Origin of the sequence: Streptomyces sporangiiformans, from assembly GCF_005768555.2 — a bacterium.
Classification (GTDB): Bacteria; Actinomycetota; Actinomycetes; order Streptomycetales; family Streptomycetaceae; genus Streptomyces; species Streptomyces sporangiiformans.
This window is the reverse complement of sequence record NZ_VCHX02000158.1, coordinates 19,258-43,518: the sequence shown is the minus strand read 5'-3', so window position 1 is coordinate 43,518 and position 24,261 is coordinate 19,258. Positions and strand designations below refer to the sequence as shown.

The 24,261-nt window shown below is 69.4% G+C and carries 21 protein-coding genes; 6 read left to right on the top strand and 15 right to left on the bottom strand.

Features of this window, described 5'->3' with window-relative positions; translation table 11 throughout:
* The first annotated feature begins 2 nt into the window (after nucleotides 1-2).
* Together FGD71_RS25390 and FGD71_RS25385 are read left to right on the top strand one after the other, a co-directional pair.
* Complete coding sequence (locus FGD71_RS25390) at nucleotides 3-1,928, top strand: AfsR/SARP family transcriptional regulator (RefSeq protein WP_119102831.1); 1,926 nt, start codon at nucleotides 3-5, stop codon at nucleotides 1,926-1,928.
* A 120-nt stretch (nucleotides 1,929-2,048) separates the two neighbouring features.
* Nucleotides 2,049-2,939, top strand: a complete 891-nt coding sequence (locus FGD71_RS25385) for a helix-turn-helix domain-containing protein (RefSeq protein ID WP_240436758.1) — start codon at nucleotides 2,049-2,051, stop codon at nucleotides 2,937-2,939.
* 6 nt (nucleotides 2,940-2,945) lie between these two features.
* Here FGD71_RS25385 and FGD71_RS25380 read toward each other — a convergent pair whose 3' ends face one another.
* The 4 genes from FGD71_RS25380 to FGD71_RS25365 are packed head-to-tail and all read right to left on the bottom strand — an operon-like array spanning nucleotide 2,946 to nucleotide 6,824.
* Nucleotides 2,946-3,689, bottom strand: coding sequence for a YoaK family protein (locus FGD71_RS25380; RefSeq protein WP_119102907.1), 744 nt, complete (start codon nucleotides 3,687-3,689; stop codon nucleotides 2,946-2,948).
* Nucleotides 3,670-4,194 carry a DoxX family protein gene (locus FGD71_RS25375; protein WP_119102829.1) on the bottom strand — a complete coding sequence of 175 codons (525 nt, stop codon included), beginning with the start codon at nucleotides 4,192-4,194 and terminating at the stop codon, nucleotides 3,670-3,672. The genes FGD71_RS25380 and FGD71_RS25375 overlap by 20 nt, the downstream gene beginning before the upstream one ends.
* Before the next feature lie 52 nt (nucleotides 4,195-4,246).
* Nucleotides 4,247-4,909 (bottom strand): hydrolase, encoded by a 663-nt coding sequence (locus FGD71_RS25370; RefSeq protein WP_119102828.1) that lies wholly within the window; start codon nucleotides 4,907-4,909, stop codon nucleotides 4,247-4,249.
* 34 nt (nucleotides 4,910-4,943) lie between these two features.
* Entirely contained in the window at nucleotides 4,944-6,824 is a 1,881-nt protein-coding gene (locus FGD71_RS25365) for an amidohydrolase (RefSeq protein WP_240436767.1), read from the bottom strand.
* Between the two features lie 285 nt (nucleotides 6,825-7,109).
* On the opposite strand from FGD71_RS25365, the gene FGD71_RS25360 reads away from it, so the two are divergent.
* Nucleotides 7,110-8,081, top strand: a complete 972-nt coding sequence (locus FGD71_RS25360; protein ID WP_119102826.1) for an alpha/beta hydrolase — start codon at nucleotides 7,110-7,112, stop codon at nucleotides 8,079-8,081.
* A 22-nt stretch (nucleotides 8,082-8,103) separates the two neighbouring features.
* Nucleotides 8,104-8,823 (top strand): alpha/beta fold hydrolase, encoded by a 720-nt coding sequence (locus FGD71_RS25355; RefSeq protein ID WP_119102825.1) that lies wholly within the window; start codon nucleotides 8,104-8,106, stop codon nucleotides 8,821-8,823.
* A 176-nt stretch (nucleotides 8,824-8,999) separates the two neighbouring features.
* Here the strand turns inward: FGD71_RS25355 and FGD71_RS25350 are convergent, their stop codons facing one another.
* The 6 genes from FGD71_RS25350 to FGD71_RS25325 all read right to left on the bottom strand — a co-directional run bounded on the left by FGD71_RS25350 (nucleotide 9,000) and on the right by FGD71_RS25325 (nucleotide 16,487).
* Nucleotides 9,000-10,367, bottom strand: coding sequence for a dihydrolipoyl dehydrogenase family protein (locus FGD71_RS25350; protein ID WP_119102824.1), 1,368 nt, complete (start codon nucleotides 10,365-10,367; stop codon nucleotides 9,000-9,002).
* A gap of 173 nt (nucleotides 10,368-10,540) precedes the next feature.
* The gene (locus FGD71_RS25345) at nucleotides 10,541-12,004 is read right to left on the bottom strand and encodes a glycoside hydrolase family 32 protein (RefSeq protein ID WP_119102823.1); all 1,464 of its coding nucleotides are present in this window, start codon (nucleotides 12,002-12,004) and stop codon (nucleotides 10,541-10,543) included.
* Between the two features lie 78 nt (nucleotides 12,005-12,082).
* Nucleotides 12,083-12,994, bottom strand: coding sequence for a carbohydrate ABC transporter permease (locus FGD71_RS25340; protein ID WP_240436757.1), 912 nt, complete (start codon nucleotides 12,992-12,994; stop codon nucleotides 12,083-12,085).
* Nucleotide 12,995: 1 nt separating this feature from the next.
* The gene (locus tag FGD71_RS25335; RefSeq protein WP_119102822.1) at nucleotides 12,996-13,952 is read right to left on the bottom strand and encodes a carbohydrate ABC transporter permease; all 957 of its coding nucleotides are present in this window, start codon (nucleotides 13,950-13,952) and stop codon (nucleotides 12,996-12,998) included.
* A gap of 88 nt (nucleotides 13,953-14,040) precedes the next feature.
* Nucleotides 14,041-15,348 carry an extracellular solute-binding protein gene (locus tag FGD71_RS25330; RefSeq protein WP_119102821.1) on the bottom strand — a complete coding sequence of 436 codons (1,308 nt, stop codon included), beginning with the start codon at nucleotides 15,346-15,348 and terminating at the stop codon, nucleotides 14,041-14,043.
* A 98-nt stretch (nucleotides 15,349-15,446) separates the two neighbouring features.
* On the bottom strand, nucleotides 15,447-16,487 hold the full coding sequence (locus FGD71_RS25325; protein WP_119102820.1) for a LacI family DNA-binding transcriptional regulator: 1,041 nt from the start codon (nucleotides 16,485-16,487) through the stop codon (nucleotides 15,447-15,449).
* Between the two features lie 468 nt (nucleotides 16,488-16,955).
* On the opposite strand from FGD71_RS25325, the gene FGD71_RS25320 reads away from it, so the two are divergent.
* Nucleotides 16,956-19,520, top strand: coding sequence for a glycoside hydrolase family 32 protein (locus FGD71_RS25320; RefSeq protein WP_119102905.1), 2,565 nt, complete (start codon nucleotides 16,956-16,958; stop codon nucleotides 19,518-19,520).
* On the opposite strand, the gene FGD71_RS25315 is transcribed toward FGD71_RS25320, so the two are convergent.
* From FGD71_RS25315 to FGD71_RS25300, 4 genes are all read right to left on the bottom strand, one after another.
* Nucleotides 19,505-20,335, bottom strand: coding sequence for an NAD(P)-dependent oxidoreductase (locus FGD71_RS25315; RefSeq protein WP_240436756.1), 831 nt, complete (start codon nucleotides 20,333-20,335; stop codon nucleotides 19,505-19,507). The two genes, FGD71_RS25320 and FGD71_RS25315, sit on opposite strands and share 16 nt — an antisense overlap.
* A gap of 112 nt (nucleotides 20,336-20,447) precedes the next feature.
* On the bottom strand, nucleotides 20,448-20,921 hold the full coding sequence (locus FGD71_RS25310) for a nitroreductase/quinone reductase family protein (RefSeq protein ID WP_240436755.1): 474 nt from the start codon (nucleotides 20,919-20,921) through the stop codon (nucleotides 20,448-20,450).
* Nucleotides 20,922-21,019: 98 nt separating this feature from the next.
* Entirely contained in the window at nucleotides 21,020-21,664 is a 645-nt protein-coding gene (locus tag FGD71_RS25305; protein ID WP_119102819.1) for an FMN-dependent NADH-azoreductase, read from the bottom strand.
* Between the two features lie 94 nt (nucleotides 21,665-21,758).
* Nucleotides 21,759-22,490: a DsbA family oxidoreductase gene (locus FGD71_RS25300; RefSeq protein ID WP_119102818.1), complete on the bottom strand. Its 732-nt coding sequence runs from the start codon at nucleotides 22,488-22,490 to the stop codon at nucleotides 21,759-21,761.
* A 108-nt stretch (nucleotides 22,491-22,598) separates the two neighbouring features.
* Here FGD71_RS25300 and FGD71_RS25295 point away from each other — a divergent pair, with 108 nt between their 5' ends.
* Nucleotides 22,599-23,009, top strand: a complete 411-nt coding sequence (locus tag FGD71_RS25295; RefSeq protein ID WP_119102817.1) for a winged helix-turn-helix transcriptional regulator — start codon at nucleotides 22,599-22,601, stop codon at nucleotides 23,007-23,009.
* Here FGD71_RS25295 and FGD71_RS25290 read toward each other — a convergent pair.
* On the bottom strand, nucleotides 22,891-24,261 hold the full coding sequence (locus tag FGD71_RS25290) for an MFS transporter (protein WP_240436754.1): 1,371 nt from the start codon (nucleotides 24,259-24,261) through the stop codon (nucleotides 22,891-22,893). The genes FGD71_RS25295 and FGD71_RS25290 overlap by 119 nt on opposite strands.

Sequence of the window (24,261 nt, the reverse complement as noted above, 5' to 3'; positions counted from 1 at the left end):
GGATGCGGTTCGAGGTACTGGGCACGCTTCGGGTGTGCCGGGGGGACAGCGAGCTCGATCTCGGGTTCCCCCAGCAGCGTGCCCTGCTGGGACTGCTCCTGGTGCGGGCCGGCCGGCCCGTGCCGATGAGCGAGATCGTCGACGTGCTGTGGTCCGAACGACCGCCGGCCAGCGCGCTGAACGTGGTGCGCCGTTACGCCGGTTCACTGCGTCGGCTGCTCGAGCCCAGCCTGCCGCCTCGGGCGCCCGGACGCCGGCTGCTGCGCCGTGCCGGTGGTTATCTGCTGGAGGCGGGCGAGGACGAGCTCGACCTGCTGAGGTTCCGGGATCTCACCAAGCGCGGCAAGCGGGCAGCCGCCACCGGAAGACCCGAGGTGGCGCTGCGGCACTTCGTCGAGGCACTGAGCGGGTGGCGGGGTCCGGTGGCGATGGGAATCCCGGTATCCGTGCGAGAACACGCCGCGTTCGCCGCCGTGGAACGCGAGCTCGTGCACACGACCGTGATGGCGGCCGACGCGGCGCTGTTGTGCGGCAGAACGGAGCAGGTCCTGCCACGGCTGCGCCGCGCCGTCGAACTCGACCCCCTGAACGAGCCGCTGCACTCCAGGCTCGTCATGTCGCTCGCCGCCGCCGGGCTGCAGGCCGACGCACTGGCGGCGTACAAGGCCGTACGACGGCTGCTCGCCGAGGAGTTAGGCGTCTCGCCCGGCGTCGAACTGTCCGAGGCACACATGCGGGTGCTCCGTCAGGAGCTCCGGCCGACCGGCTCCGCCACCGCCCATGAACAGCGGACGGCACGGGCTGAAGCACCGGAGCCCGTGGTCCGCCCTGCCCAATTGCCGCCCGACGGGGCGGACTTCAGCGGCAGGCGGGCCGAGCTCGGCAGGCTGCTGGAGATCATCGAGGCGGCGTCGGACTACGCCGGGGCGCCCGCCGGCGTTCTCATCAGCGGTATGGCGGGCATCGGAAAGAGCACGCTCGCCATCCATGGCGCCCATGCGGTCGCCGATCGGTTTCCGGATGGTCAACTCCACGTCGAGCTACGGGGCTTCGACCCTTCCAGGGCGCCCCTGGAACCCGCGGAGGCACTGCGCGGGATGCTCACCGGGCTGGGCGTGTCCCGTCATCTGCCGAACGGTCTGGACGCCCTCGCCGGTCTGTACCGCAGTGTGCTGTCGGGCCGACGGGTTCTCATCCTGCTGGACGACGCCTCCGGAACCGAGCAGGTGCGGCCGTTGCTGCCCGCCTCGCCCGGCTGCCTGACGCTGGTCACCAGTCGCAACGGCCTGCCCAGCCTGATCGCCTCGGGTGCCCACCCGCTGCGCCTTGGCCTGCCGTCCGCCGCGGACGCCCGGGCCGTGCTCGCCGTGCGCATCGGCCACGAGCGTGTGACCGCCGAGCCCGCGGCGGCCGATGAGATCGTCGAGCGCTGCGGTCGGCTGCCGTTGGCTCTGGCCATCGTGGCCGCCCGGGCCATCAGCCGCCCCGAGGTCCCCCTCGCGGCCATCGCGGCTGAACTGCGCCTCTCCGAGGGGAGCCTCGACGCCTTCGCCGGCACAGACAGAACAGACGGCACAGACGGCACAGACAGCACAGCAGACGCCCGCACCGCCTTCGCATGCTCGTACCGGAGTCTGCCGCCCGACAGCGCCCGGCTGTTCCGCCTGCTGTCAGTGCACCCCGGCCCGGACATCGCGACGGACGCCGCCGCAGCCCTGGCCGACCACCCTGCCCGCAGAGTGCGTCTGATCCTCGATGAACTCGCCGACGCCCATCTCCTCACCGAACACACCCCGGGGCGCTACACCCAGCACGACCTGCTGCGTGTGTTCGCCGCCGAACTCAGCGCAGAGCACGACTCGCTGACGGAACGCCAGGCCGCGCGGCAGCGCCTGTCGGCTCACATCCCGCACACCGGCCGCGTATAGGCGGCGGATCGCCGCCCTCACTTCTCTGTCACTCTTTTTGCACATCATCATTCCTAGGCTCCGTGGGCAGTGAATGACTTGATTCGGCCCGCACGGAGGCGAAGACATATGACGTCTGGCATGAGCACCATCCAGGCCGAGGGCGGCGAAACGGTGTTCCCGATGTCCATGGGCCTCGCCATCGTCGTCACGGACGGGACGCCCACGCAGCTGCCCGGAGAGCCGTGGCCCCGACCAGGGGCCCACAAACTGATCGCCCGAAGCAACGGCGAGTACCTCCTGGTCGGCATACGAGGCTGCGGCCCGGCCGGGGATCGCGCACAGGACGTCGGCCTCGGTCCCGGAGACATCTGCTTCTACGACGCGGACCGTCCTCCGCTGCTGGACTTTCCCGGGCACGCCCGTCTGAAGGTCTTCCTCCTGGCGCGCGAGACGCTGGGGCTGGACGAGCACGACGTACGGCACGTGATGGCGGCTCCGGTCAGCCGGTCCTCCCGACTGGGAGCCCTGCTGTCGCCGTTCCTGTCCGAACTCGCGGACACGGTCCCCTCGTCACAGCCCCCGGTCGGGGAGATGCTCGCCTGGAACGCCGTCAACCTCCTGGCCACCCTGGCCACGGAACAGCTGGGCAGGGACGCGACGGGCACGCCCGACGCCAAGTCGCCGATGCTGTCGCGGATCCTGCGGTTCATCGATCTGCATCTGGCCGACGCGGACCTGTCGCCGGAAGTGATCGCCGGGGCCCATCACATCTCGGTGCGCTACCTGCACAAGCTGTTCCAGGACGAGGGCACGACCGTCGGCCGGTGGATCCAGCGCCGTCGCCTGGAGGAGTGCCGTCGCGACCTGATGCACCGGGTCCGTGGGCGGCAGACCATCGCCGCGGTCGCGGGTCGCTGGGGCTTCCTGAGCGCCACGCACTTCAGCCGGGTGTTCCGGGCCGCGTACGGCATGTCGCCCAGCGAGTGGCGGGACACGGCAGGCCCGGGTGCCCGCTCCCGCCGGCGGTAGAACACGTCAGGGTTGCGGCTTGATCCATGCGGCGTCGGAGGCCGAGAGCAGATGGGCCGCCGTGGATGTCACCGCGAGCAGCAGCAGCGCCAGGCCCAGGGTGAGGGTGAGGGCGAGTTCGGTGTGCAGCAGGAGCGCGGCGCCGACGAGAGCTCCGAGGAACATGGCCAGGACGGACAGGACGCGCCGGCCGGGCCGGGGCGCCGCCCCGCCCGCCGGGGTGGAGTCCGCGGCCAGTCCCGTCAAGGTGAGGGTCAGTACGGTCGTGGTCAGGTCCGGGACGCCCAGGCGCCGGACGACCGCGTTCTGCAGCCCCATCGCGAGACCGAGGAGCACGATGAGGGTGTACTGCACCGTGGTCGTCATCTCGCCGTGCGTCGCCACGGCCGTGATCACGGTCGTGGCGACGAGCAGGGACTGCAGCGCCGTCGCCATGGTCAGCAGCCGCCCGCGGTGGGCCGCGAACCGGGTGCCGAACCGGCCTCCCGCCAGCGCGCCGAGAAGGAACGCCGCCATCGACACGACGGACGCGGAGGCGGACAGTCCCTCCGCGCCCGCCAGGGCGAACCCCAGGAACACCACGTTGCCGGTCATGTTGGCGACGAAGACGTGCCCGAGCGCCAGATAGCTCACGGCGTCGACCAGACCGGTCACCACGGTCAGAGCCAGCATCAGCGGCGGCAGCGGGCCGTGCCGGTCGTCCCTGGGCGGAGCCAGCGTACGAGCCGCGTCAATCAGCAGCTTGCGCATACCGGGCTGTTCCTTCCGAAACGGCGGGACGGTGCAGAAACAGACGGGTGAGCAGCCCGCTGACCGGGCCGGACACGATGACCGCGACGGAGATCCACCACGGCCAGGGTGCCAGCCCGAGGGCATGGTCGGCCGACCACCGGCCGGGACCGGTGAGTGCCAGCGCCGCGGAGACGACGACCAGGACCACCGGGTACTCGTACCCGTCGTTCTGTACCCAGAGCCCGTTGTGCCACTTGACGGTGCTCGCGACCGTCATCACCCCCATGGCGGCCATCGCCGCCGCGGGAGTGAGTAATCCGGCCGCCAGGAACAGGCCGGCGCCGACCTGGGTGCCGCCCGCGGCGAGCGCGGTGAGCCTGCCGCCGCGGAAGCCGTCGTGCCGGAACTCCTCGGTTCCGCCCGCGAGGCCGTTGCCGCCGAGACGGAAGCTGACCTTCTGCACTCCATGTCCGGCGACGAGGAGACCCACCACCAGCCGGAGAACCAACAGTCCGGTGTCCATCGCGTTCCTGCCTGTTCCTGTCTGTGCCTACGTGTTCCTGTCCGGCCCTGCGTCAGCCGGCCGCGTGGGCGCCGATGACCGCCTGCGCGTACACGACCCCGAGGCCGTAGGCACCGGCGTGCTCCTTGACCAGCTCCGTGACGGGCACGTACGTCTCCGCGCGCGCCCAGTCACGCTGGAGCTCGAGAAGTACCTGCACCCAGGTGACCGGTACCGCGCCGCCCTGGACCATGCGCTCGACGGCGTGCTCGTGTCCCTGCGGGCTGACGCCGCCGGACGCGTCCGTGACGACGTAGACCTCATAGCCCTGGGCGAGGGCGGACATCGTGGGCAGAACGACGCACACCTCGGTCCACAGCCCGGCGATGACGAGCTTCTTGCGGCCGGTCGCCTTGACGGCCTCGACGAAGGCGACGTCCTCCCAGGCGTTCATCGTGGTGCGGTCGATGATCTTCTGGTCGGGGAAGACGTCGGCCAGCTGGGGCATGAGCGGTCCCGAGAAGGACTCAGCGGCCACCGTGCTCAGGACCACCGGAACGTCGAACACCTTGGCCGCCTTCGCCAGGCCCACGGTGGAGTTGATGATCGCTGTGCGGTCGCCGCTGCCGGTACCGAAGAACATCTGCGGCTGGTGGTCCACGAACAGCACCGCGCAGTTGTCGGGGGTGAGCAGGTCGGGGCTGGGGACCGCGGTGACCTCATCGATGGTGACCATGTACGTGCCTTTCTGTGGGTGAGGGGTGGATCTCTCAGAGAGAGAAACAGGGGTCGAAGACCGGTCTCCCGGTCTCCGGGGCGAGCCCTCGACGGACACGCCACTGACGGTGCTGCTCGGACTCGGCGACGGCCTGGCCGAGCAACTCGGCCTGGCGGCTGCCCGACAGGCCGGAGAACGGTGTGGCCTGATAGCCACCGAAGCGCGCCACCGGGCTCCAGGCCGGGCTGACGGGCGGCAGTTCCTCGTCGAGGCCCTCGTACTCGGCGGTGGCGTAGACGATTCGGCCGCCGACGACCGTCAGCAGGGACTCGATGTGGGCGATGTCCGGCTCGGGCACGGCGAAGTAGTCTTCGGACAGGAGGGCGAGATCTCCGAGGTATCCCGGCCGCAGGACACCCTTGACGCCCTCCTCACCGGTCAGCGTGGCTCCCGCCTCGGTGAACATCGCCAGCGCGGTCCGCCGATCGACGCGGTTGTGCGGAGGGCGGACGACCAGGTCGCCGACGGTGCGGCCGGTGACCAGCCAGTGCAGGGCGATCCACGGGTTGTACGTGGAGACACGGGTGGCGTCGGTGCCCGCGCCGACGGTCAGGCCGCGGTCCAGCATGGCGCGGATCGGAGGGGCGTCCGCTGCGGCGCCGGGGCCGTAGCGGCGTACGAAGGCCTCGCCCTGGAAGGACAGCCGGTTCTGCACGGAGATGGCTCCGCCGAGGGCGGCGATGCGGTCGAGGCTGTCGGCGGACACGGTCTCGGCGTGGTCGAAAAGCCACCGGTTTCCAGCCGGGAAAAGTCCTTCCGCGCCGAGCTTCTCGAATACCGCGAGGTCGCGGCGGATGGTCTCGTCATAGGTGGCGTGCAGCCGGAATCCCCAGCCGTTTTCCATGAGGAGGCGTACGGCCTTCTCGAATGCCGCCTCGTAGTCCGGAGTGAGTTCCGGGCGCGGCTGGGCGAAGTTCTCGAAATCCGCTGCCGCCCAGGTGAGATTCTCTCCCGCGCCGTTGAGTCGCAGCCATGCGTCCCCGTCCTCGGGGCGGGCCATTTCGATCCAGCGCGCCAGGTCGTCGTTTTCCTGGCCGGGGGTCTGTGGGAAGAGGTGATAGGCGATGCGCAGGGAAAGCTGTCCGGCCTTGGCCAGTTCGGCGACCGTGTCGTAGTTGTCGGGGAAGTTCTGGAATCCGCCGGCCGCGTCGATCGCCGACGTGAGTCCGAACCTGTTGAGTTCCCGCAGGAAGTGACGGGTGGAGGTCTTCTTGTCCTCGCCCTCCAGGACCGGGGCCTTGGCCAGGGTCGAGTAGAGGATCAGGGCGCTCGGAGCGGCCAGCAGCATGCCCGTGGGCTCGCCGTCCCGGCCCCGTACGATCTGCCCGCCCTTGGGGTCGGGGGTGTCCCTGGTGTATCCGGCGGCCTTGAGCGCCGCGCGGTTGAGTACCGCCGACTGGTACAGGTGCAGGACGAACACCGGGGTGTCCGGCGCGGCGGCGTTCAGCTCGGCGACGGTCGGCAGCCGCCGTTCGGTGAACTGCTCGGCCGACCAGCCCCCCACCACCCGTACCCACTGGCCCTTGGGCGTACGGGCCGCCTGCTCGCGCAGCATCGCCAGGCCCTGGCGGAGGGTGGGAACGCCGTCCCAGCGCAGCTCCAGTACGTAGTTCAGCCCGCCGCGGATGACGTGCAGGTGGGAGTCGTTGAGGCCGGGGATCATCCGTCGGCCGAGTGCGTCGACCACCTTTGTGCCCGGGCCGATCTGTAGCGCGATGTCCTTGTCGTCGCCGACGGCGGTGATGACACCGTCGCGGATGGCGACCGCCCCGGCCTGCGGGCGGACCGGGTCTCCCGTGTGGATCTTCGCGTTGCGGACGACCAGGTCCGCGGCGTCGTCTGTGGCGCGGGGAACCAGCCCACCGACCGGCATCGTGGACAACGTGGCCAACCTCCTGAAGTCGAACGGCTTTTGATTCGAGCCGTCACGCTATTGCTGACGGACAGGCCCATGTGTCCCGGCAGCGCACTGAATTCGTACCGACAGCGCACTGCCTCTTTCCGCGACCCTTTCGTGCGCTGCTCCGTGCGCTGCTCCGTGCGCTGTGAGGTCAGCTCCGGTGCACTCGTGGGCAATTCCCGGCCGCTTTCCGGTTTTAGCGTGCTGACCGACGCACCTACAGATCAGATCAGGCGTGCGAAACCTCAGGAGAATTACATGTCCGACACCGTCGAGCCGGTTCAGCCGGTCCTGGAGCCGGCGGCAGCCACCTTCGCGGAAGCCACCGCCAACCCGCCCTACCTCTTCGACCTGCCGCCCGCCGAGGGCCGGAAGGCGGTCGACGAAGTGCAGTCCGGCGAGATCGAGAAGCCGGCCATCGACGAGGAGTGGATCACCGTCCCGGGGGGCCCGACGGGCAGTGTCCGGGCCCGCATCGTCAAGCCCGCCGGTGCCGAGGGGACGCTGCCGGTGATCCTCTACATCCACGGCGCGGGCTGGGTGTTCGGCAACGCCCACACCCACGACCGCCTGGTGCGCGAACTCGCCGTCGGCGCGAACGCCGCCGTGGTCTTCCCCGAGTACGACCTCTCCCCCGAGGCCCGCTACCCGGTCGCCATCGAGCAGAACTTCGTGGTCGCCCGGTGGGTCGTCGAGGAGGGCGCGTCCAAGGACCTGGACGGCTCCCGGCTCGCGGTGGCCGGGGACTCCGTCGGCGGCAACATGACCGCCGCGCTGACGCTCATGGCCAAGGAGCGCGGCGGCGTCCCCCTCGTCCAGCAGGTGCTGTTCTACCCGGTCACCGACGCGAACTTCGACACCGGTTCCTACCACCAGTTCGCCACCGGCTACTTCCTGCGCCGCGACGGCATGCGGTGGTTCTGGGACCAGTACACGACCGACGAGGCGGAGCGCGCCCAGATCACCGCGTCCCCGCTGCGCGCCACCACCGAGCAGCTCGCCGGGCTGCCGCCCGCCCTGGTCATCACCGGCGAGGCGGACGTGCTGCGCGACGAGGGCGAGGCGTACGCCAACAAGCTGCGCGAAGCCGGCGTCCCGGTGACCGCCGTGCGCTTCCAGGGCATCATCCACGACTTCGTGATGCTCAACGCCCTGCGCGAGACGCACGCCGCCGAGGCCGCGATCACGATGGCCGTCGGCACCCTGCGCACCGCGCTCCACGATCACTGAAATCCGACAAGGAGAACCCGCCATGTCCACCACCCCCACCGCCCTTCTCGTGCACGGTGCCTTCGCGGACGCATCCAGCTGGTCCGGCGTCATCGCGGAGCTGCAGCAGCACGGCATCCCCGTGGTGGCGGCGCCGAACCCACTGCGCGGCCTGGCGTCCGACGCCGCGTACATCGCCTCCCTGGCTTCGCAGATCGACGGCCCGGTCGTCCTGGTCGGCCACTCCTACGGGGGTGCGATCATCACCGTGGCCGGCACCACGGAGAACGTCGTCGGGCTGGTCTACGTCGCGGCCTACGTCCCCGAACAGGGCGAGAACCTGGGCGAGTTGCAGGGCCGCTTCCCGCTCGCGCCGCTGGTCAGCAACCTGAAGGAGTGGACGTACCCCGTCGAGGGAGCGGAGGAGCCCGCGGTCGAGGTCACCATCAAGCCCGAGGCGTTCCCGGCCATCTTCGCCGCCGACGTCCCGGCCGCCGCCACCGAGGTCCTCGCGGTCGCGCAACGTCCGCTGGCCGCCTCGGTGTTCACGGAGCCGGCCTCGGCCGCCGCGTGGCGGACCAAGCCGTCCTGGGCGCTCGTGGCCGGCGCGGACGAGGCGATCAACCCCGAGGTCCAGCGCTTCGGCGCCAAGCGGGCCGGGGCGACGGTCGTCGAACTCGAGGGCGCCTCGCACGCCGTCGCCGTGTCCCAGCCCAAGGAGGTCGCCGACCTGATCCGCGAAGCGGTGGGTGCGACCAGCTGACGGGGCACCGCACAACAGCCGCGCGGAGGGCCCCGTACGGGGTCGTCCGCGCGGCTCGTCCGTCTCGGAGGGTGGTTGCACCCGTGCGATTGGCCCGGGTCACGGGCCGCCATGGTGCGCCACCGCCGTGGGCCGTGGCATCACCGTCGGGCCCGCGTCCGTGAACGGAGTGCGGCTCAGCTGAGGGCTCCCAGAGCCGCCTCGATCGTCCGGTGGAAGGTCGGGTAGGTGTAGATCATGTGCCGCAGCCGGTCGACGGGGACCTCGGCGTGCACGGCCACGTTCAGCCCGTAGAGCACCTCGCCGCCCGCCGGCCCCGCCGATGTCGCGCCGATCAGTACACCCCGGTCGGCGTCCTCGACGAGCTTGATGAACCCCTCGTTGCCCGCCCCGTGGACCCAGCCGCGCGTGGAGGAGGTGACGGACAGCACGCTGGTGCGCACCCGCAGTCCCTGCTCCATCGCCTGACGCTCCGTCAACCCGACGGCCCCGATCTCCGGATCGGTGAAGGTGACGCGAGGCAGCGCCCGGTAGTCGGCGTCGGGACCGGGCTGCCCGAGGATGTCCCGGACGGCGATCTGCGCCTGGTACATCGAGACATGGGTGAAGGCGCCCCGGCCGGTGATGTCACCGACCGCCCACAGCCCGTCCCCGGCGCGCATCTGCCCGTCCGTGGGCACGCCTCCCGCCGACGGATCGAGCCCCACCGTGCCGACCCCCAGCGCGGCCAGGTCGGCATGGCGCCCGGTGGCGACGAGAAGCCGCTCTGCCCGCAGCAACTCCCCGGCTCCCTCCAGCCGCACGGTGAAGGCGGCATCGTCGTGGCCGACCTGCCGCGCCCGAGTACTCGTGAGAACGGTGACCCCGTCCGCGCGCAGCGCCTCGGCGGCCAGCTCCCCCGCCTCGGGCTCCTCCTGTGCCAGCAGCCGGTCCTGTCCCTCGATGACCGTCACCGCGCACTTGAAGCGTGCGAAGACCTGGGCGAGTTCGACGCCGATGGCGCCCCCGCCGAGCACGATCAACGACGCCGGCAGTTCCTTGGCCGCCATGGCGTCCCGGTTGGTCCAGTACGGCGTTTCGTCCAGACCGGGCACCGGGGGAATCCGGGGCCGGGTGCCGGTGGCCAGCACGACACCGCGCCGGGCATCGAACGTCCGCTCCCCGACGGTGACTTGGCGCGGCCCGGAAAGACGTCCCCTCCCCCGGACGAGCCGGCCGCCCTTGGCCGTGAACCGGTCGGCGGCCACCTGGTCGTTCCAGTCGTCGGTCGCCTCGTCACGGATACGGCCGGCGACCTTCTCCCAGTCCGGGGTCACGACCGCCTCACCGGCGAGAGCGGGGATCCGGCCCGCCTCGGCGAGCAGGTTCCCGGCCCGGATCATCATCTTGCTGGGCACACACCCCCAGTACGGACACTCACCGCCCACGAGTTCCGCCTCGACGCCCACCACGTCCAGTCCGGCGCCGGCCAGCGTGCCCGCGACATACTCACCGCCCGGCCCCATCCCGACGACCACCACATCCGCCTGCTCGCTCGTACTCATGGCTCTCCTCGTTCCTCCGGCCGTCGGCCTCCGGGCGCGGTCTTTCGCGCCGAGGCTAGGCCGGGTGGAACGACGAACCGTGCCCGTCGGCGCACGGATGCTTGTCCCAGAGCGAACGCCGGGCAGGAGGCCACTCCTGCCGGCGCCGCTGCCTGCCCACGATCACTCTGCGTTCATGCGTCCCGCGGTCGGCTCGCCAGCAGTGGTTCTTGACGGACTCCGACGGCATTCAGGTCCCACGCCTCGACAGTGAAGCCGCTGCCTCCGATGCCCGTGGTGTGGGCCTGCAGCCGCCATGGTCCGTCGCCGACGGGATAGAACCTGACGGTGAGGACTTGACCGGTGGACAGATAGATCTCGGCGATCGAGCGGTCCACGACGACGCGCAGTTCGACAGGAGTGCGGGGACCCCGCGCGGCCGGGCAAGGGACGGTGTATATGCCCTCTCGTGCTCGTGCGTCCAGTGATGCGTGGCTGCGGTCGACGGTGAGATGGCAGGCGATGGGGTCGAGACCGATGTCCAGGTACTCGGTGCCGTCCGCGGAGGTGATCAGACGCAGGCCGCTCGTGCCGGCGGGGTCGAGGGTCAGGACCGCGGTGAGGTCGAAGGTGTGGCTGACCTCCCCCAGTTCAACCGGCCCGGATCGGGTGACGTGTTCACTGCGGTGCAGGACGCGTTCCCCGCGCAGGGCGAGCAGTTCGCGGGCCGGGCGCTGGGCGACCGTGCCGTCGTAAGCCAGGGTCAGTTCGCGCGGGAGAGTGAGGACGCCTGCCCAACCGGCTTCGTGCGCCCAGTCGTTGTCGCGGGCCTCCCACGACCAGCCCCACAGCAGCCACCTGTCTTCCTCGGGGGCCTTGAGCAGAGCGGGGGCGTAGAAGTCCGGGCCGTGGTCCAGTCGTACGGGGGGTGCGGTCGCCGTGAAACGACCGTGTTCCTCATGTCCGGTGTGGACCGTCACATGGCTTGGGCCGTCCTGCGGGTCCCAGTCGCTGACGATCAGAACGCCGCGGTCGCCAAAGGTCGCGTACTGGGGGCATTCCCAGCCGACCGGGTTGGCCGTGTCGGCGGGGCTGCTGGTGTGGAACGGGCCGAGGTAAGTCCAGTGCTCCAGGTCGTCGGACTCGTACAGCAGTGCCGCACCGCGGCCGTCGGCGAGTGCCGAGCCGACCAGCATCCGCCACCGGCCGTCCTGCTGCCAGACGTAGGGGTCCCGGTACATGGTGGTGTCGGTGGGCGGCTGTGGGATGAGCAACTCCGGCCGCTTGGCCCAGGTGTGTCCGCCGTCGTAGGACTCGGCGGTGGTGACCGGCTGCCACCAGCGGTCGGTGCGGTGGGCGGAGTAGAAGGCCATCAGCCGGCCGTCGACGGAGATCGCGTTGCCGGAGTAGCAGCCGTCGGCGTCGTCGCCGCCGGGGGTGGGGGCGAGGGCGACCGGGAGCTGTTCCCAGGTGATCAGGTCTCTGCTGCGGGCGTGGCCCCAGTGCACGTTCGCATGCTGCGGCGCGTACGGGTTGTACTGGAAGAACACGTGGTAGTGGCCGTCGTGGAAGACCATCCCGTTGGGGTCGTTGATCCAGTTGCGCGGCGGGCGCAGGTGCGCGGCGGGCAGGTGGGGGTCGGCGGGCGGCGTGGACACACGGGGCCTTTCAAAGGGTGCGCGAGGCACAGGGGGGTGGCAGACGAAGTGGGGCGGGCGCCATCGGCCCGGCGGAGGTCAGCCCTTGACGCCGCTGGAGGCGATGCTGCTGACGAAGGCCCGCTGGAAGGCCACGAACAGCGCGAGCACCGGCACGGTGATCATCGACGAGTAGGCCATGATCTCGCCCCAGGAGGGGTTGAGCTGGAAGAAGTACTGGATGCCGACCATGACCGGGCGCAGGTCCTCGCTCTGGACGACCATCAGCGGCCACAGATAGGAGTTCCAGGCGGGCAGGAAGGTCAGGATGGCGACCGTGGCGATCGCTGGGCCGGACAGCGGCATGACGATGCGCCGGTAGATACCGAACCAGTTCGCCCCGTCGATGACGGCGGCTTCGTCGAGTTCCTTGGGGATGCTCTGGAAGTACTGGTGGAACAGGAAGATGGAGAAGGCGTTGGCGACGAAGGGCAGGACCTGTACCTGGTAGGTGTCCAGCCAGCCTTCGGTCAGGGTGAGGTGAAAGCCGTTGACCTCGAGCCAGGGCAGTTGGTTGACCCACCAGACCAGCGGCAGGGCGAAGGTCTCGAACGGCACGATCAGCGTGGCGATCACGGCGCTGAGCACGATCTTCTTGCCGCGCCAGCGCATCCGGGACAGGGCGAACGCCGCGAGGCTGTTGACGAAGATGCCCAGAACCACGGTGACGGCGGAGATCCCGATGGAGTTGAACAGGAACCGGGCGGCGGGCACCCGGTCGAAGACTCCGGTGTAGTTGTCCAAGGACACATGGCCGACCGGCAGGAACGCCTTGATGCTGTCCAGATCGCCGAAGATCTGCTGGTCGGGCTTCAGCGATGACACCAGCATGAACACGATGGGGAAGGCGAAGAACAGCGCGAGCGCGATGCGTGCCGCCTGCAGGGCAAGCATGCGCAGCAGCGGCGTCCGGGGGCCCGGGCGTGCGGGGGCGGGGGATGCGGAGGTCATGTCAGTCCTTCTCCCGGGTGAGGAAGCGTTGTACGAGGGAGACCGCCAGCACCAGTACGAAGAAGACGAGGGAGATCGCGGACGCGTATCCGGTCTGCTGCTGCGCGTATCCGGTCTGCACGGCCTGGTAGACGACCGTGGTGGTCGAGTCCAGCGGCCCGCCTTGCGTCATCACGCTGACCTGTGCGAACAGGCTGAACGCGGCGATCGTGATGGTGATGAGCACGAAGGTTCGGGTCGTGCGCAGGCCTGGCCAGGTCACGTATCGGAAGCGCACCCAGCGCGTGGCCCCGTCGATGTCGGCAGCCTCGTACAAATCCTGCGGGATGGTCTGGAGGCCGGCCAGCCAGATGACCATGTGGAAGCCGACGCCCTGCCAGACGGACATGAAGATGATGGCGGGCATGGCCGTGGACGGGTTGTTCAGCCAGTCCGGTCCGTGCACGACGCCGAAGGTGAGCTGTGAGATGAGCTCGTTGACCAGCCCGGTCTTCTGGTACATGAGCGTCCACAGGATGGACACCACCACCATCGAGGTGACGACCGGGATGAAGTAGACGGTGCGGAAGAAGTTGACGCCCTTGACCTTGGCGTTGACGAGCAGCGCGAGCACCAGAGCCAGGCCGCCCTGGAGCGGGACGACGACGGCGGCGAAGTAGAAGGTGTTGCGCAGCGACTTGTAGAACAGCGGGTCGTCCAGCAGGGTGCGGAAGTTCTGCAGGCCCGTGAACTCGGCCGGGGTCGGCGACACCAGGCGGGCGTTGGTGAACGCCAGCGCGAAGGCCAGCACCACAGGGATGACGAAGAACAGCAGCAGGAGGAAAACGGCGGGGCTCACCATGCCGAGGGCGGTGAGGCTTTCCCTGCGCCGTGATCGCCTACGCGTCGGCCGTCGGGCCTGTGGGGCACCGGCGGCGGTGCCGGGCCGGGAGGGCAGTGAGGTCATTGTTGTACTCATGGGACATCCAGGCAGGTACGTGTCCCGGCGGAGGTGGAGGCGGAGAGGAGGAACCGCATCCGTCATCCGCCGGGACGGGCGGACGCGGTCAGCTGCCGGTGGAGTAGTTGTTGGTCGACAGGTTGTTGTCGATCTGGCTGACGGCCTGGTCGAGGGCGCTGCTGACATTGGCGCCGGCCAGGATGTCCCGAGCCGTCTTGGAGAACACCGTGGAGATGTAGGGGTAGGCCGGGGTGACGGGCCGGACCACCGCGAACTCCTGCGCCGCCTTCAGGAAGATGTTGAACTGCCCGCCCGTTTCGTAGCCCTTCACCTGCTGCGCTGCCGCGTCGGTGGCGGCGATGGTGCCGGTGGCCTTGGCGAAGTCCACGAAGTACTTCGTCTGCCGGGAGAAGTTCAGGTACGCCTGGGCGCCTTCCTTGTTGGAGCAGGTCGAGCTCATGCCCCACTGCCAGGACGCTCCGCCGATCTTCGGTCCGTCGCCGAAGTCGACTGGCGGGAGGATCGCCAGGTCGCTGCCGAACTTGTCCGTGTTCGCCTGGGCGGACCAGCTGCCGTCCCACTGAATGGCGGTCTTGCCGTTGCGGAAGTCGTCGGCGGGGCTCTTGCTGGACTTCTGCGGCGCGTAACCCTTCGTGACCAGCGAGCGGAACCACTTGCCCCACTCGACGGCCTTCTCACCGTTCAGCGCGCCCTTGGCGGTCTTGTAGGCCGAGCGGTCGATCAGGTCGCCGCCGAAGCTCTGCAGCATCGGCGAGTAGGCGTACGGCCACCACTCACCGGGGTCGCCCGTGCCGAGGTCCAGCGTGTTCTTGAACTTGCCGCTCGCCTTGATCTTGGCGAGCGCGTCCATGAACTCGCCCTTGGTCCAGGGCTGGTCGAGGGTGGGGACGCGGATGTCGTACTTCTTCAGCACCGACTTGCGGGAGTACATGGTCAGCGCGACGTCGTAGAAGCCGAACGCGTACGTCTTGTCCTGGTACGTGGCGACCGTACTGGTCAGCTGGTCCTTCACGGCGACCTTGCCCTTGGACAGGTCCAGCGGCGCGAGATACCCACCCCAGGCCCAGTTGGGGACGTTGGGCCCGTCGACGTCGAGGATGCACGGCAGCTTCTTGGCGGAGGCCGCGGCCACCACCGAGTCGTTGTAGGAACCCTGCGGGAACGCCTGGATCTTGACCTTGTACTTGCTCTGGCCGGCGTTGAAGTCCTTGACGATCTGCTTCACGACGCCGTACTCGGCTGCGTTGCCGGCGTTGTGCGTCCACAGGGTCAGCGTGTCGCCGTCGGCGCCCGACGAGCCGGTGCTCCCACTGCCGCCGCAGCCGGCCACGAGCGCCGCCGCGGCAAGGGCGGCTATGCTCGACACCGTGAGGCGCCTGGTTCTCGATTCCACCTGGGTTCCTCCAATTTCACTGGGCACGGTCCTGGCAGACCGCGCCGGCGGCCGGTGTTGACGGCCGCCTGTATCGGTGGTGCTTCGCCGTTCCGGGGTCAGAGTCGGGGCGGCGAAGCGACCGATGCCCGTACCACCAGCGGGCAGGGCAGCATTTCCTGAGCCTGAGCACCCGGACCAGACTCCTGATCCGGGGTGCCCGTGAGCGCGAGCAGCTGCACGACCGCCCGCGCCCCCATCTCGTAGTGCGGCAGGGCGACGGTGGTCAGCCCGGGGAACAAGCCATCAGAGATCAGTTCCTGGTCGTCGAACCCGATCACCGACAGGTCGGCGGGGATCGACAGCCCCAGTTCGGCGGCGGCGCGGTAGACGCCCATCGCCATCCGGTCGTTGAAGCAGAACAGCGCGGTGGGCCGTTCCTCCGCCTGGAGCAGTCGGAGCGCCGCCCGGTACCCGCCGACGGCTTCGCTGACATCTGCCACCACCAGCCGGGGGTCCTCGGCAACGCCCGCCTCGGCGAGAGCACGCCGGTAGCCCTCAAGGCGTCCGTGGGTGGCCGGGATGTCGTCGACGTTGGTGATGAAGCCGATCCGGCGGTGGCCGTGGCGGACCAGCTCGCGCACCGCCGTCTCCCCACCCAGGACCTCGTCCGGTACGACCGAGGGCACGCCGGGGTCGTCCGAGCGCGCGTCCAGCAGCACGGTGGGGACCGACCGCAGCCGCTCCGGCACCTCCACGACCCGGTGGTACATGGACGCGTACAGCACGCCGTCGACCTGGCGCTGCAGCAGCAGATCGATCTCCTTGCGCTCCAGCTCCGGGTCGCCGCCGGTGTTCAGCATGAGCAGCAGCAGGCCGTGCTTGGCCGCCTCCTCCTGCGCTCCCAGGATGATCCGGCCGGCGTGCGGAGTGGTGGCGATCTGGTCGCTGACGAAGCCGATCGTGTTCGACCGCCGCAGCCGCAGCCCACGCGCCAATCCGTTGGGGGCGTACCCGAGTTGCCGGGCCGTTTCGAGAACGCGCTGCCGGGTCTCGGGGTTGACGCGCTTGCCCTCGACCTCGTTGAGGATGTGGGAGACGGTCGTGGCCGAGACGCCGGCGGCTGCCGCCACGTCTTTGATCCCGATCCGCCTGCCCATGTCGTGCCCAATCGTTTTGGCAAGTGAGTGCGGGATGAGAGTGCGCCCCACGAGGCGCCCCTGTCAACGGCTCGTTACGAACTCGTGGCCAAGCGATGCCGGCGCGAGGCGGTGGCAAGGAACGGGAACGCCCCGCACCCAGCGGGCAGCCCTCAGGGCGGCGATGGGTTCGTCCATGACGACGACACGGCGAGGACACTGCGAGCTCTTGGCGGGGGAACGGGCGACCGCGACCCGCAGGGCTGCCGCGGCGCCTCGGAGTCCGCGGACTCCTCGCGCCAGGGCTGTTGACGCATCGGCGGGATTGCCCCCATCATCGGGGCCACTCGATGTCATCGATGACACAAGTCAACGATGACACTCCTGGCCGACGCCATGGACGACCTCGCCGGCCAGACATCACTTTTCGGTCGGTCCGCGCCGAGCAGCAGGCTCCGCTGCGCGGACCGCCGCGGCACAGGAGACGCCATGAGCTCTGGACGTGTACCCCGGCATGCCCGCACACGGATGATCGCGGCGGTGGCGACCGTCTGCGCCCTGTCCGCAGCCCCGCTGGCCCCCCAGGCCGTCGCTGCCGACACCTCGCCGTACTCCGAGACCTACAGACCCCAGTTCCACTTCACCCCGGAGAAGAACTGGATGAACGACCCCAACGGCCTCGTGTACTACAAGGGCGAGTACCACCTCTTCTACCAGTACAACCCGAACGGCAACTCCTGGGGCGACATGTCCTGGGGCCACGCGGTGAGCAAGGACCTCGTGCACTGGAAGGAACTGCCGCTCGCCCTGTCGTACGACGACAAGGAGATGGTGTTCTCCGGCAGCGCGGTCGTCGACTGGAACAACACCACCGGGTTCGGCACGAAGGAGAACCCGCCCATGGTGGCGATCTACACCAGCCTCGCCAAGGACACGGGCAGACAGGCACAGTCGCTCGCCTACAGCACCGACCGGGGCCGCACCTGGACCAAGTACCAAGGCAATCCCGTCATCGACATCGGCTCCAGAGAGTTCCGTGACCCCAAGGTCCAGTGGCACGAGCCGACCAAGAGCTGGCTGATGACGGTGTCGCTGTCCACCGAGCACAAGGTGCAGTTCTACTCGTCGAAGAACCTCAAGGACTGGGACCTGCTCAGCGAGTTCGGGCCGGCCGGCGCGACGGGCGGCGTGTGGGAGTGCCCCGACCTGTTCCCCCTCGCGGTCGACGGGGACGAGAACAACATCAAGTGGGTGCTGGTCGTCAACATCAACCCCGGTGGTATCGCGGGCGGTTCGGCCGCGCAGTACTTCATCGGCGACTTCGACGGCAAGAAGTTCACCGCCGAGGACAAGGGCACCTACACACCGCCGACCGGCACGGTCGTGCAGGACTTCGAGAGCACCGACTTCGGTGCGTGGACGACCACCGGCACGGCGTTCGGCGAAGGACCGGCGGCCGGGGCACTGGCCGGGCAGGGGACCGTCGAAGGCTTCGACGGCAAGGGTCTCGCCAACAGCTTCCACTCGGGTGACGGCACCACCGGCACCCTCACCTCACCCGAATTCACCGTCGACAGCCCCTACATGAACTTCAAGGTCGGCGGTGGACGGCACCCGCACGAGCCCGGAACCGTCATGGAGCAGGGACCTCCGCCCGAGGGCACGGTCCTCGCCGACTTCGAAGGCGGCAGCTACGGCGACTGGACGAAGACCGGAGACGCCTTCGGCACGGCACCGGCCACCGGCACCCTCCCCAACCAGCAAGAGGTCTCCGGGTTTCTGGGCGACGGCCTGGTCAACACCTACCTGAACGGCGACTCGACCACCGGCACCCTCACCTCACCTGAATTCACCCTCGACAAGGACCACATCAACTTCCTCATCGGCGGCGGCAACCACCCCGCCGGCTCCGACAACCCCACCGCCGTCGAACTGCTCGTCGGCGGCCAAGTGGTGCGCAGCGCGACCGGAAAGGACGGCGAGGCGCTCAACTGGGCCTCGTGGGACGTCAGCGACCTCGGCGGCAAGAAGGCGCAGATCAGGATCGTCGACGACAACGCCGGTGGCTGGGGCCACATCAACGTCGACCACATCATGCTGTCCGACACCAAGGCGCAGCCCGTCTCCCAGGAGACGTCCGTCAACCTGATCGTCGACGGCCAGGTCGTCCACAGCGCCACCGGTTCCAACAGCGAGACCCTGGACTGGGCCTCCTTCGACCTGCGTCCCTACGCCGGCAAGAAGGCACGCATCCAGATCGTCGACATGAACAGCGCGGGCTGGGGCCACCTCCTGGCCGACCAGTTCACCGCCGCCGACAGGCCCGCCAAGTCCGTCGTACAGCGCGCCGACTGGGCCGACTACGGCAAGGACTACTACGCGGCGGTGTCCTGGGAGAACGCACCGGGCGGCAAGCGGTACATGATCGGCTGGATGAACAACTGGGACTACGGCGGCGCCATCCCCACGTCCCCCTGGCGCGGCGCGCAAAGCGCCCCCCGGCAGATGGCCCTGCGCACCGTCGACGGCCGGGTCCGGCTGACGAGTGAGCCGGTGGGCAGCCTGGCGTCCCTCCGGGAGAATTACCCGGCGACGGCGGCAGGCGTCACCGTCACGAGTTCCTCAAAGCCCCTGATCGGCAACGCGGCCAGGGGCAAGGCACTCGACATCGAGGCGACCTTCTCCCTCAAGGACGCCGAACGCTTCGGCCTGAAGGTGCGCACCGGCGCAGGCGGCGAGGAGACCGTCATCGGCTACGACACCACGACCCAGGAGCTGTACGTCGACCGCACCCGCTCCGGCACCGTGGACTTCAACAGCACCTTCCCCGGCGTACAGAGAGCTCCGCTGGAGGCCAAGAACGGCAAGGTGAAACTGCGGATCCTCGTCGACTGGTCGTCCGTCGAGGTCTTCGGCGGCAGCGGCGAAGCGGTGATCACCGACCAGATCTTCCCCGACCCCGCCAGCCAGGGGGTGCAGGTCTTCGCCGAGAACGGCTCGGTGAAGCTGGACCGGGCCAGTGTCTGGCAGCTCGGCTCCTACCGCGACCAATGAGACGTCGGGATCTTGCGGTGGGAGCCTGGCATGCGCCTCCCACCGCAAGGCCCGAAGGACACGTCGCGGGACGACAGCGTCGAAGCCGTCCGATCCGGCGTGGGCCGCACGGTATCGGCGCCGGCATCGCCCCCCGGCCGGCCGCGTCGGGCTGGGACATGGCTGGGTTCTCCCTCAGTTGCTGATGGCGGGCATGGCCCGGCGGTAGCGGGGGGGTCGGTCAGCTGGGAGACGAGGAAGGCGGCGATGTCCGCGCGGGTCATCGCCGAGCCGACCTTGTCGTGGCCGAGGAAGCCGGACTTGATACGGCCGGTGGCGGGCTTGTCGACCGGGTTGGTGATCCGGGCGATGGTGTAGTCGAGCGTGGAGGAGGTCACCGCCTCGGTCATGCCCTTCAGCTCGGCCAGGGCATGGGGGAAGGCGAGCTTGGCCATGACGGGCAGGACCTTGGGCTTCCAGTGCGGTTTGTCGTGCGGGTCGGCCAGGGAGGGCGTGGCCAGGCCGATGAACCGGGTGACGCCCTCGGCCTGCATGGCCTCGACAATGGTGCGGGTGCCGTCGGTGATGGCGGTACCTTTCACCGACCGCTTCAGCGACGGGCCGAGTGCGCTGATCACCGCGTCCACGCCTGCCACGGCCTTGCGGACCGCTGTGGTGTCGGAGAGCTGGCCGGTAGCCACGGTCAGGTTCTCATCGACGAGGGTGAGTTTGGCGGGGGTTCGGACGTAGGCGGTGACGTGGTGTCCGGCGTCCAGCAGCTGATGGACGACCAGGTGGCCGATGGCGCCGCTGGCGCCGAAGACGGTGACACGCATCAAGGTGCTCCAAGGGTGGGGGCGGAAAGCGTGAGAACTGAAGCGGCCTTTACTGGCGGCGGCCGTCAATCAGCAGTACGGCGTTGAAGGTGGTGACCCGTGAGCCGACCGTTCAGGGCCGTAGCCGGAAGAGGACGAAGCGTCCCCGTCCGCCGGCCGCGTGCAGCTCTGCGGGTGTGGGTTTGCGGTCGCCGGGCAGGCCGAGCATCTTCGCCTCGCGCGGCGTCTTGCGGTCGGCGAACTCGGCGAGCAGTTCGGTGATCGCGGTGCGGTCCTCGATCACGGTGGGCACCGCCTCGTACTCCCGTCCGCGGATGCGCAGGTGGACGGTCGGGCCGCTGCGCAGGTTGGGGACCCAGGTGTTCTGCGAGGACGTGGCCAGGACGGTGCCGGGTTCCCAGTCGAAGTAACCGACGGGGATGGTGATGCGGCGTCCGGACTTGCGGCCGGTGTAGGTCAGCAGCATCAGGAATCTGCTGAGGATGCCGTGCAGGCGCGAGGCGAGCAGCGGCCGGACCAGGCGGTTGGCCGCACGGAACAACGCTACCGGGGGCCGCTTGCGTCGGGTGGTGTCGGCTGGGCTCACGAGGGGCTCCTGAGGGGCCTGGGAAGTGTGGAAACGGCTCGGCCAAGGGGCTGGTGGGGCCGTGATGGGCCCACCGTGACGGCGACTGCCGGGGTCGCTCAGGCGGCAAGCAGCCGGCTGATCGTCTCGGCCCGTGCGCGGGCCTGCTCGTGAGCGTTGGCCAGGGACGCCTCGTGGAGTGGGAGGAGGTGGGCGAGCGTCGGGGCGACGGGAGCCATGGTCAGATCTGCGGTGAGCGTGGTGACGTCGAGACCGAGGACGGCGGGGTCTCCCAGGACGGACTCCAGTGACGGAACGAGGAAGTCCTTGCCTTCGTTGGGCGTGCCGGGGCCGTAACCGCCGCCGCGGGCGGAGATCAGCACGGCGGGCCGGCCGACAGCGGCGCCTTCGCCGCCGTAGCTGATGGTGCGGCCGTCGACGATGATCTGGTCCAGCCACGCCTTGAACACCGAGGGCATCGAGCGGTTGTACAGCGGCACCGTGAACAGGTACGCGCTCGCCCCGAGGAACTCCTCGATGAGTTCGTCCTGGACGGCCGTCGCCGCGGCCTGCTCCGGGGTGTGCTGGGCGGGCTCGGTGAAGCGGGCCGAGACGCCCGCCGCGCTCAGGTGCGGCACGGGCGACGCGGCCAGGTCCCGGTGGACGACCTCACCCGTCCAGGCGTCCCGGAAGGACTGGGCGACCTGGCGGGAGACCGAAGCGGTGCCTATGGAGGAGGAGTCGATGTGCAGCAGGTAGGACATGGTTGACCTCTATGTATGTCGAAAAGGGAGGTGGGAGGAGGGCCTGCCTCGGCGGCCGTGCGGCGGCCGGCGGAAGGACGGAGCGGATCGGGGGTCAGGCGCCCGCGGGATGAGTGGCGGGCACCGCGCAGCCGTCCGGCCCGCACGCCCCCTCGGCGTCCGCGAGCGGGAGCTGGACAAGCGGCGGGTGGGTGGCGTCCCACGCCTGCCGCAGCCTGCGCAGGAGAGTGTCGGTGTCCTGGGCGCCGGGGACGGCGTAGTGGCCGTCGATGAGGATGAACGGAGCGCCGGTGGCGCCGAGGCGCTGTGCCTGGCGTGCCTCGTCCTGCACCTGCTGCCGAAACCGGCCGTCGCCCAGCACACGTCGGGTCTCGTCCCGGTCCAGGCCGAGTTCGTCGGCCAGGTCGAGCAGCGCCTCGACGGTGAAGACCGACCGGGCCTCACCGAAGTAGGCGCGGAAGATCTGGTCCCATGCCGCACGGTTCTTGCCCTGAGCTGAGGCGTAGGCGAGGAACTCATGGGCCGGCCGGGTATTGCCGACCTCGTTCTCCAGCACGATGTAGGGCACCAGACCCTCCTTCTCGGCCAGCGCCTCGACCCGGCGCGGGAGCACCTCCACACGGTCGCCGGACACGCCGTGGATCTCCTTGAGGCCCTGGCGCACGCTCAGCCCTCCACCGACCGGCAGACGGTCGGAGAGGGGGAACGAGCGGTGGATCAGCTCGACCTCGTCGCGGTGCTCGAACCGCTCGACGGCGTTGTCCAGACGGTGACTGCCCAGACCGCACCACGGGCACGTGATCTCGGACCAGATCTCTACCTTCATGGCTCTGACCTCCAATACTTACGATTGGTATGTAGCGCCATGATGAGCCAGTATGGAAGGCCGTACAAAAGGAACACTCGTGTCCGCAACCGAAGGGGGACGTCCGCAATGGATGCCGTCGCAGCCCAGAAGGACACCGTCGGGCTCCCGGAACCCTGCGCCCGGGTCCCGGTCGAGCACGCGGACTTCATCCGCCAGGTCCTGGACCGGATCGGGGACAAGTGGACGCTGATGGTGGTCGCAAGCCTGCACGGCGGCCTGATGCGCTACAAGGACCTGCAGAGCAGCATCCCCGGCATCTCCCAGCGCATGCTCTCGCGCACCCTCTCCCAGCTCCACCAAGACGGCCTGGTCACCAGGACCGCCTACGCCGAGGTGCCACCGCGCGTGGAGTACGCCCTCACTCCCCTGGGCGCCAGCTTGAACGACATCGTGGCCTCCCTGATCGACTGGGCTGCCGACCACCACGAAGAGATCCGCCGGCACCGGGCCGGCACCGGGGCAGCCGACGCCTCGTGACCGGCGCATCGGCCCTCGCCGGGCCCTGGGACGTCGGGAGCTCCGGCACACAGGCGTCGCTGTATGCCGGAGCTCCGTGCGTTTCCACGGTTGTCAGGACGTGGTGGCGCATGGGCTGTCGTCCACGGCACGAACGCGTTCCCGTCACCGCTGTAGCTGTTTGAGCAGCTTGCGTGTGCTGGGCGAGGGTGACGTGTCGATCCGGGCCAGTGCCGTCTCGCAGCTCTGGCAACGCGGTGAGGAGGTTCCGGGAACATCCCGGCGAGAGGCGGCGGCTGGAGAAACCGGTGAGGCCCCCTGTGCAGGGGGCGCCCGGTTCGGGGGTCTGCGGGCCCTGGACGTAGGCGGTGATGAACTGCTCGACGCGCGGGTCGGAGGCCGTGTCGACACTGAGTTGGTGGCCCCATGCGGACAGCATGATCGTCTCGGACTGCCGGGTGATGGGGCTCATCAGGGTGTAGGGCGTCCGGACCACCTTGCCGGCGAGCTTCTTGATGTCGGTGGCCGCAGTCAGCAAGGTGTTCACCCGCATCCGGAGACTCAGTCTGCTGAAGAGGGCTCCGGCCAGCAGCATGCCGACCGCGTTCACGGCGAAGATGAGCGAGTACAGGGCGGGCGAGGTTCCGTGGATGCGCTCGAAGACGAAGCTGGAGTCGCTGATGTAGGAGAACAGTGCGGCCGAGGCCAGGCCGAGTACCAGGGCGCAGCCCATGAACGGCCGGTTGTGTGTCAGGCGGCCCATCGCGTGGAACGTGCCGACGAGGCCGCCCCTTTGGCGGCGTTCCGGTGGAAGGGACTCGGGCACCTTCACCAGCACCGCGACGAGCAGGCGTACCCCGGCGAAGCAGAGTGCACCGAAGACGGCGCGCCAGGTGGACAGGGACAGGATCGCCCCGCCGATGACGGGGGCGGCGACGGGGGCCACACTCATGATCTGGGAGAGCAGGGCGAAGTGGCGGGGCACCTCCGGGCCGTGGAAACGATCGGTGATCACTGCGCGAGCCAGCACCATGCCGGCCGCGCCGACGAAGCCCAGCAGGAAACGGGCGGCGATGAGCGTGCCGATGCCGGCGGCGAACGCGCAGGCCAGGGCAACGAGGGCGAATCCGGCGCAGCCGCCGATCAGCAGTCCCCGCCGACCGAGGCTGTCGCTGACGGGTCCGATGACGACCTGGCCGACGACGACGCCCGCAAGGAAGGCCGTCAGCGGCAGCTGAACGGCAGAACTGCTGGTGTGCAACGTGCGGCTCAT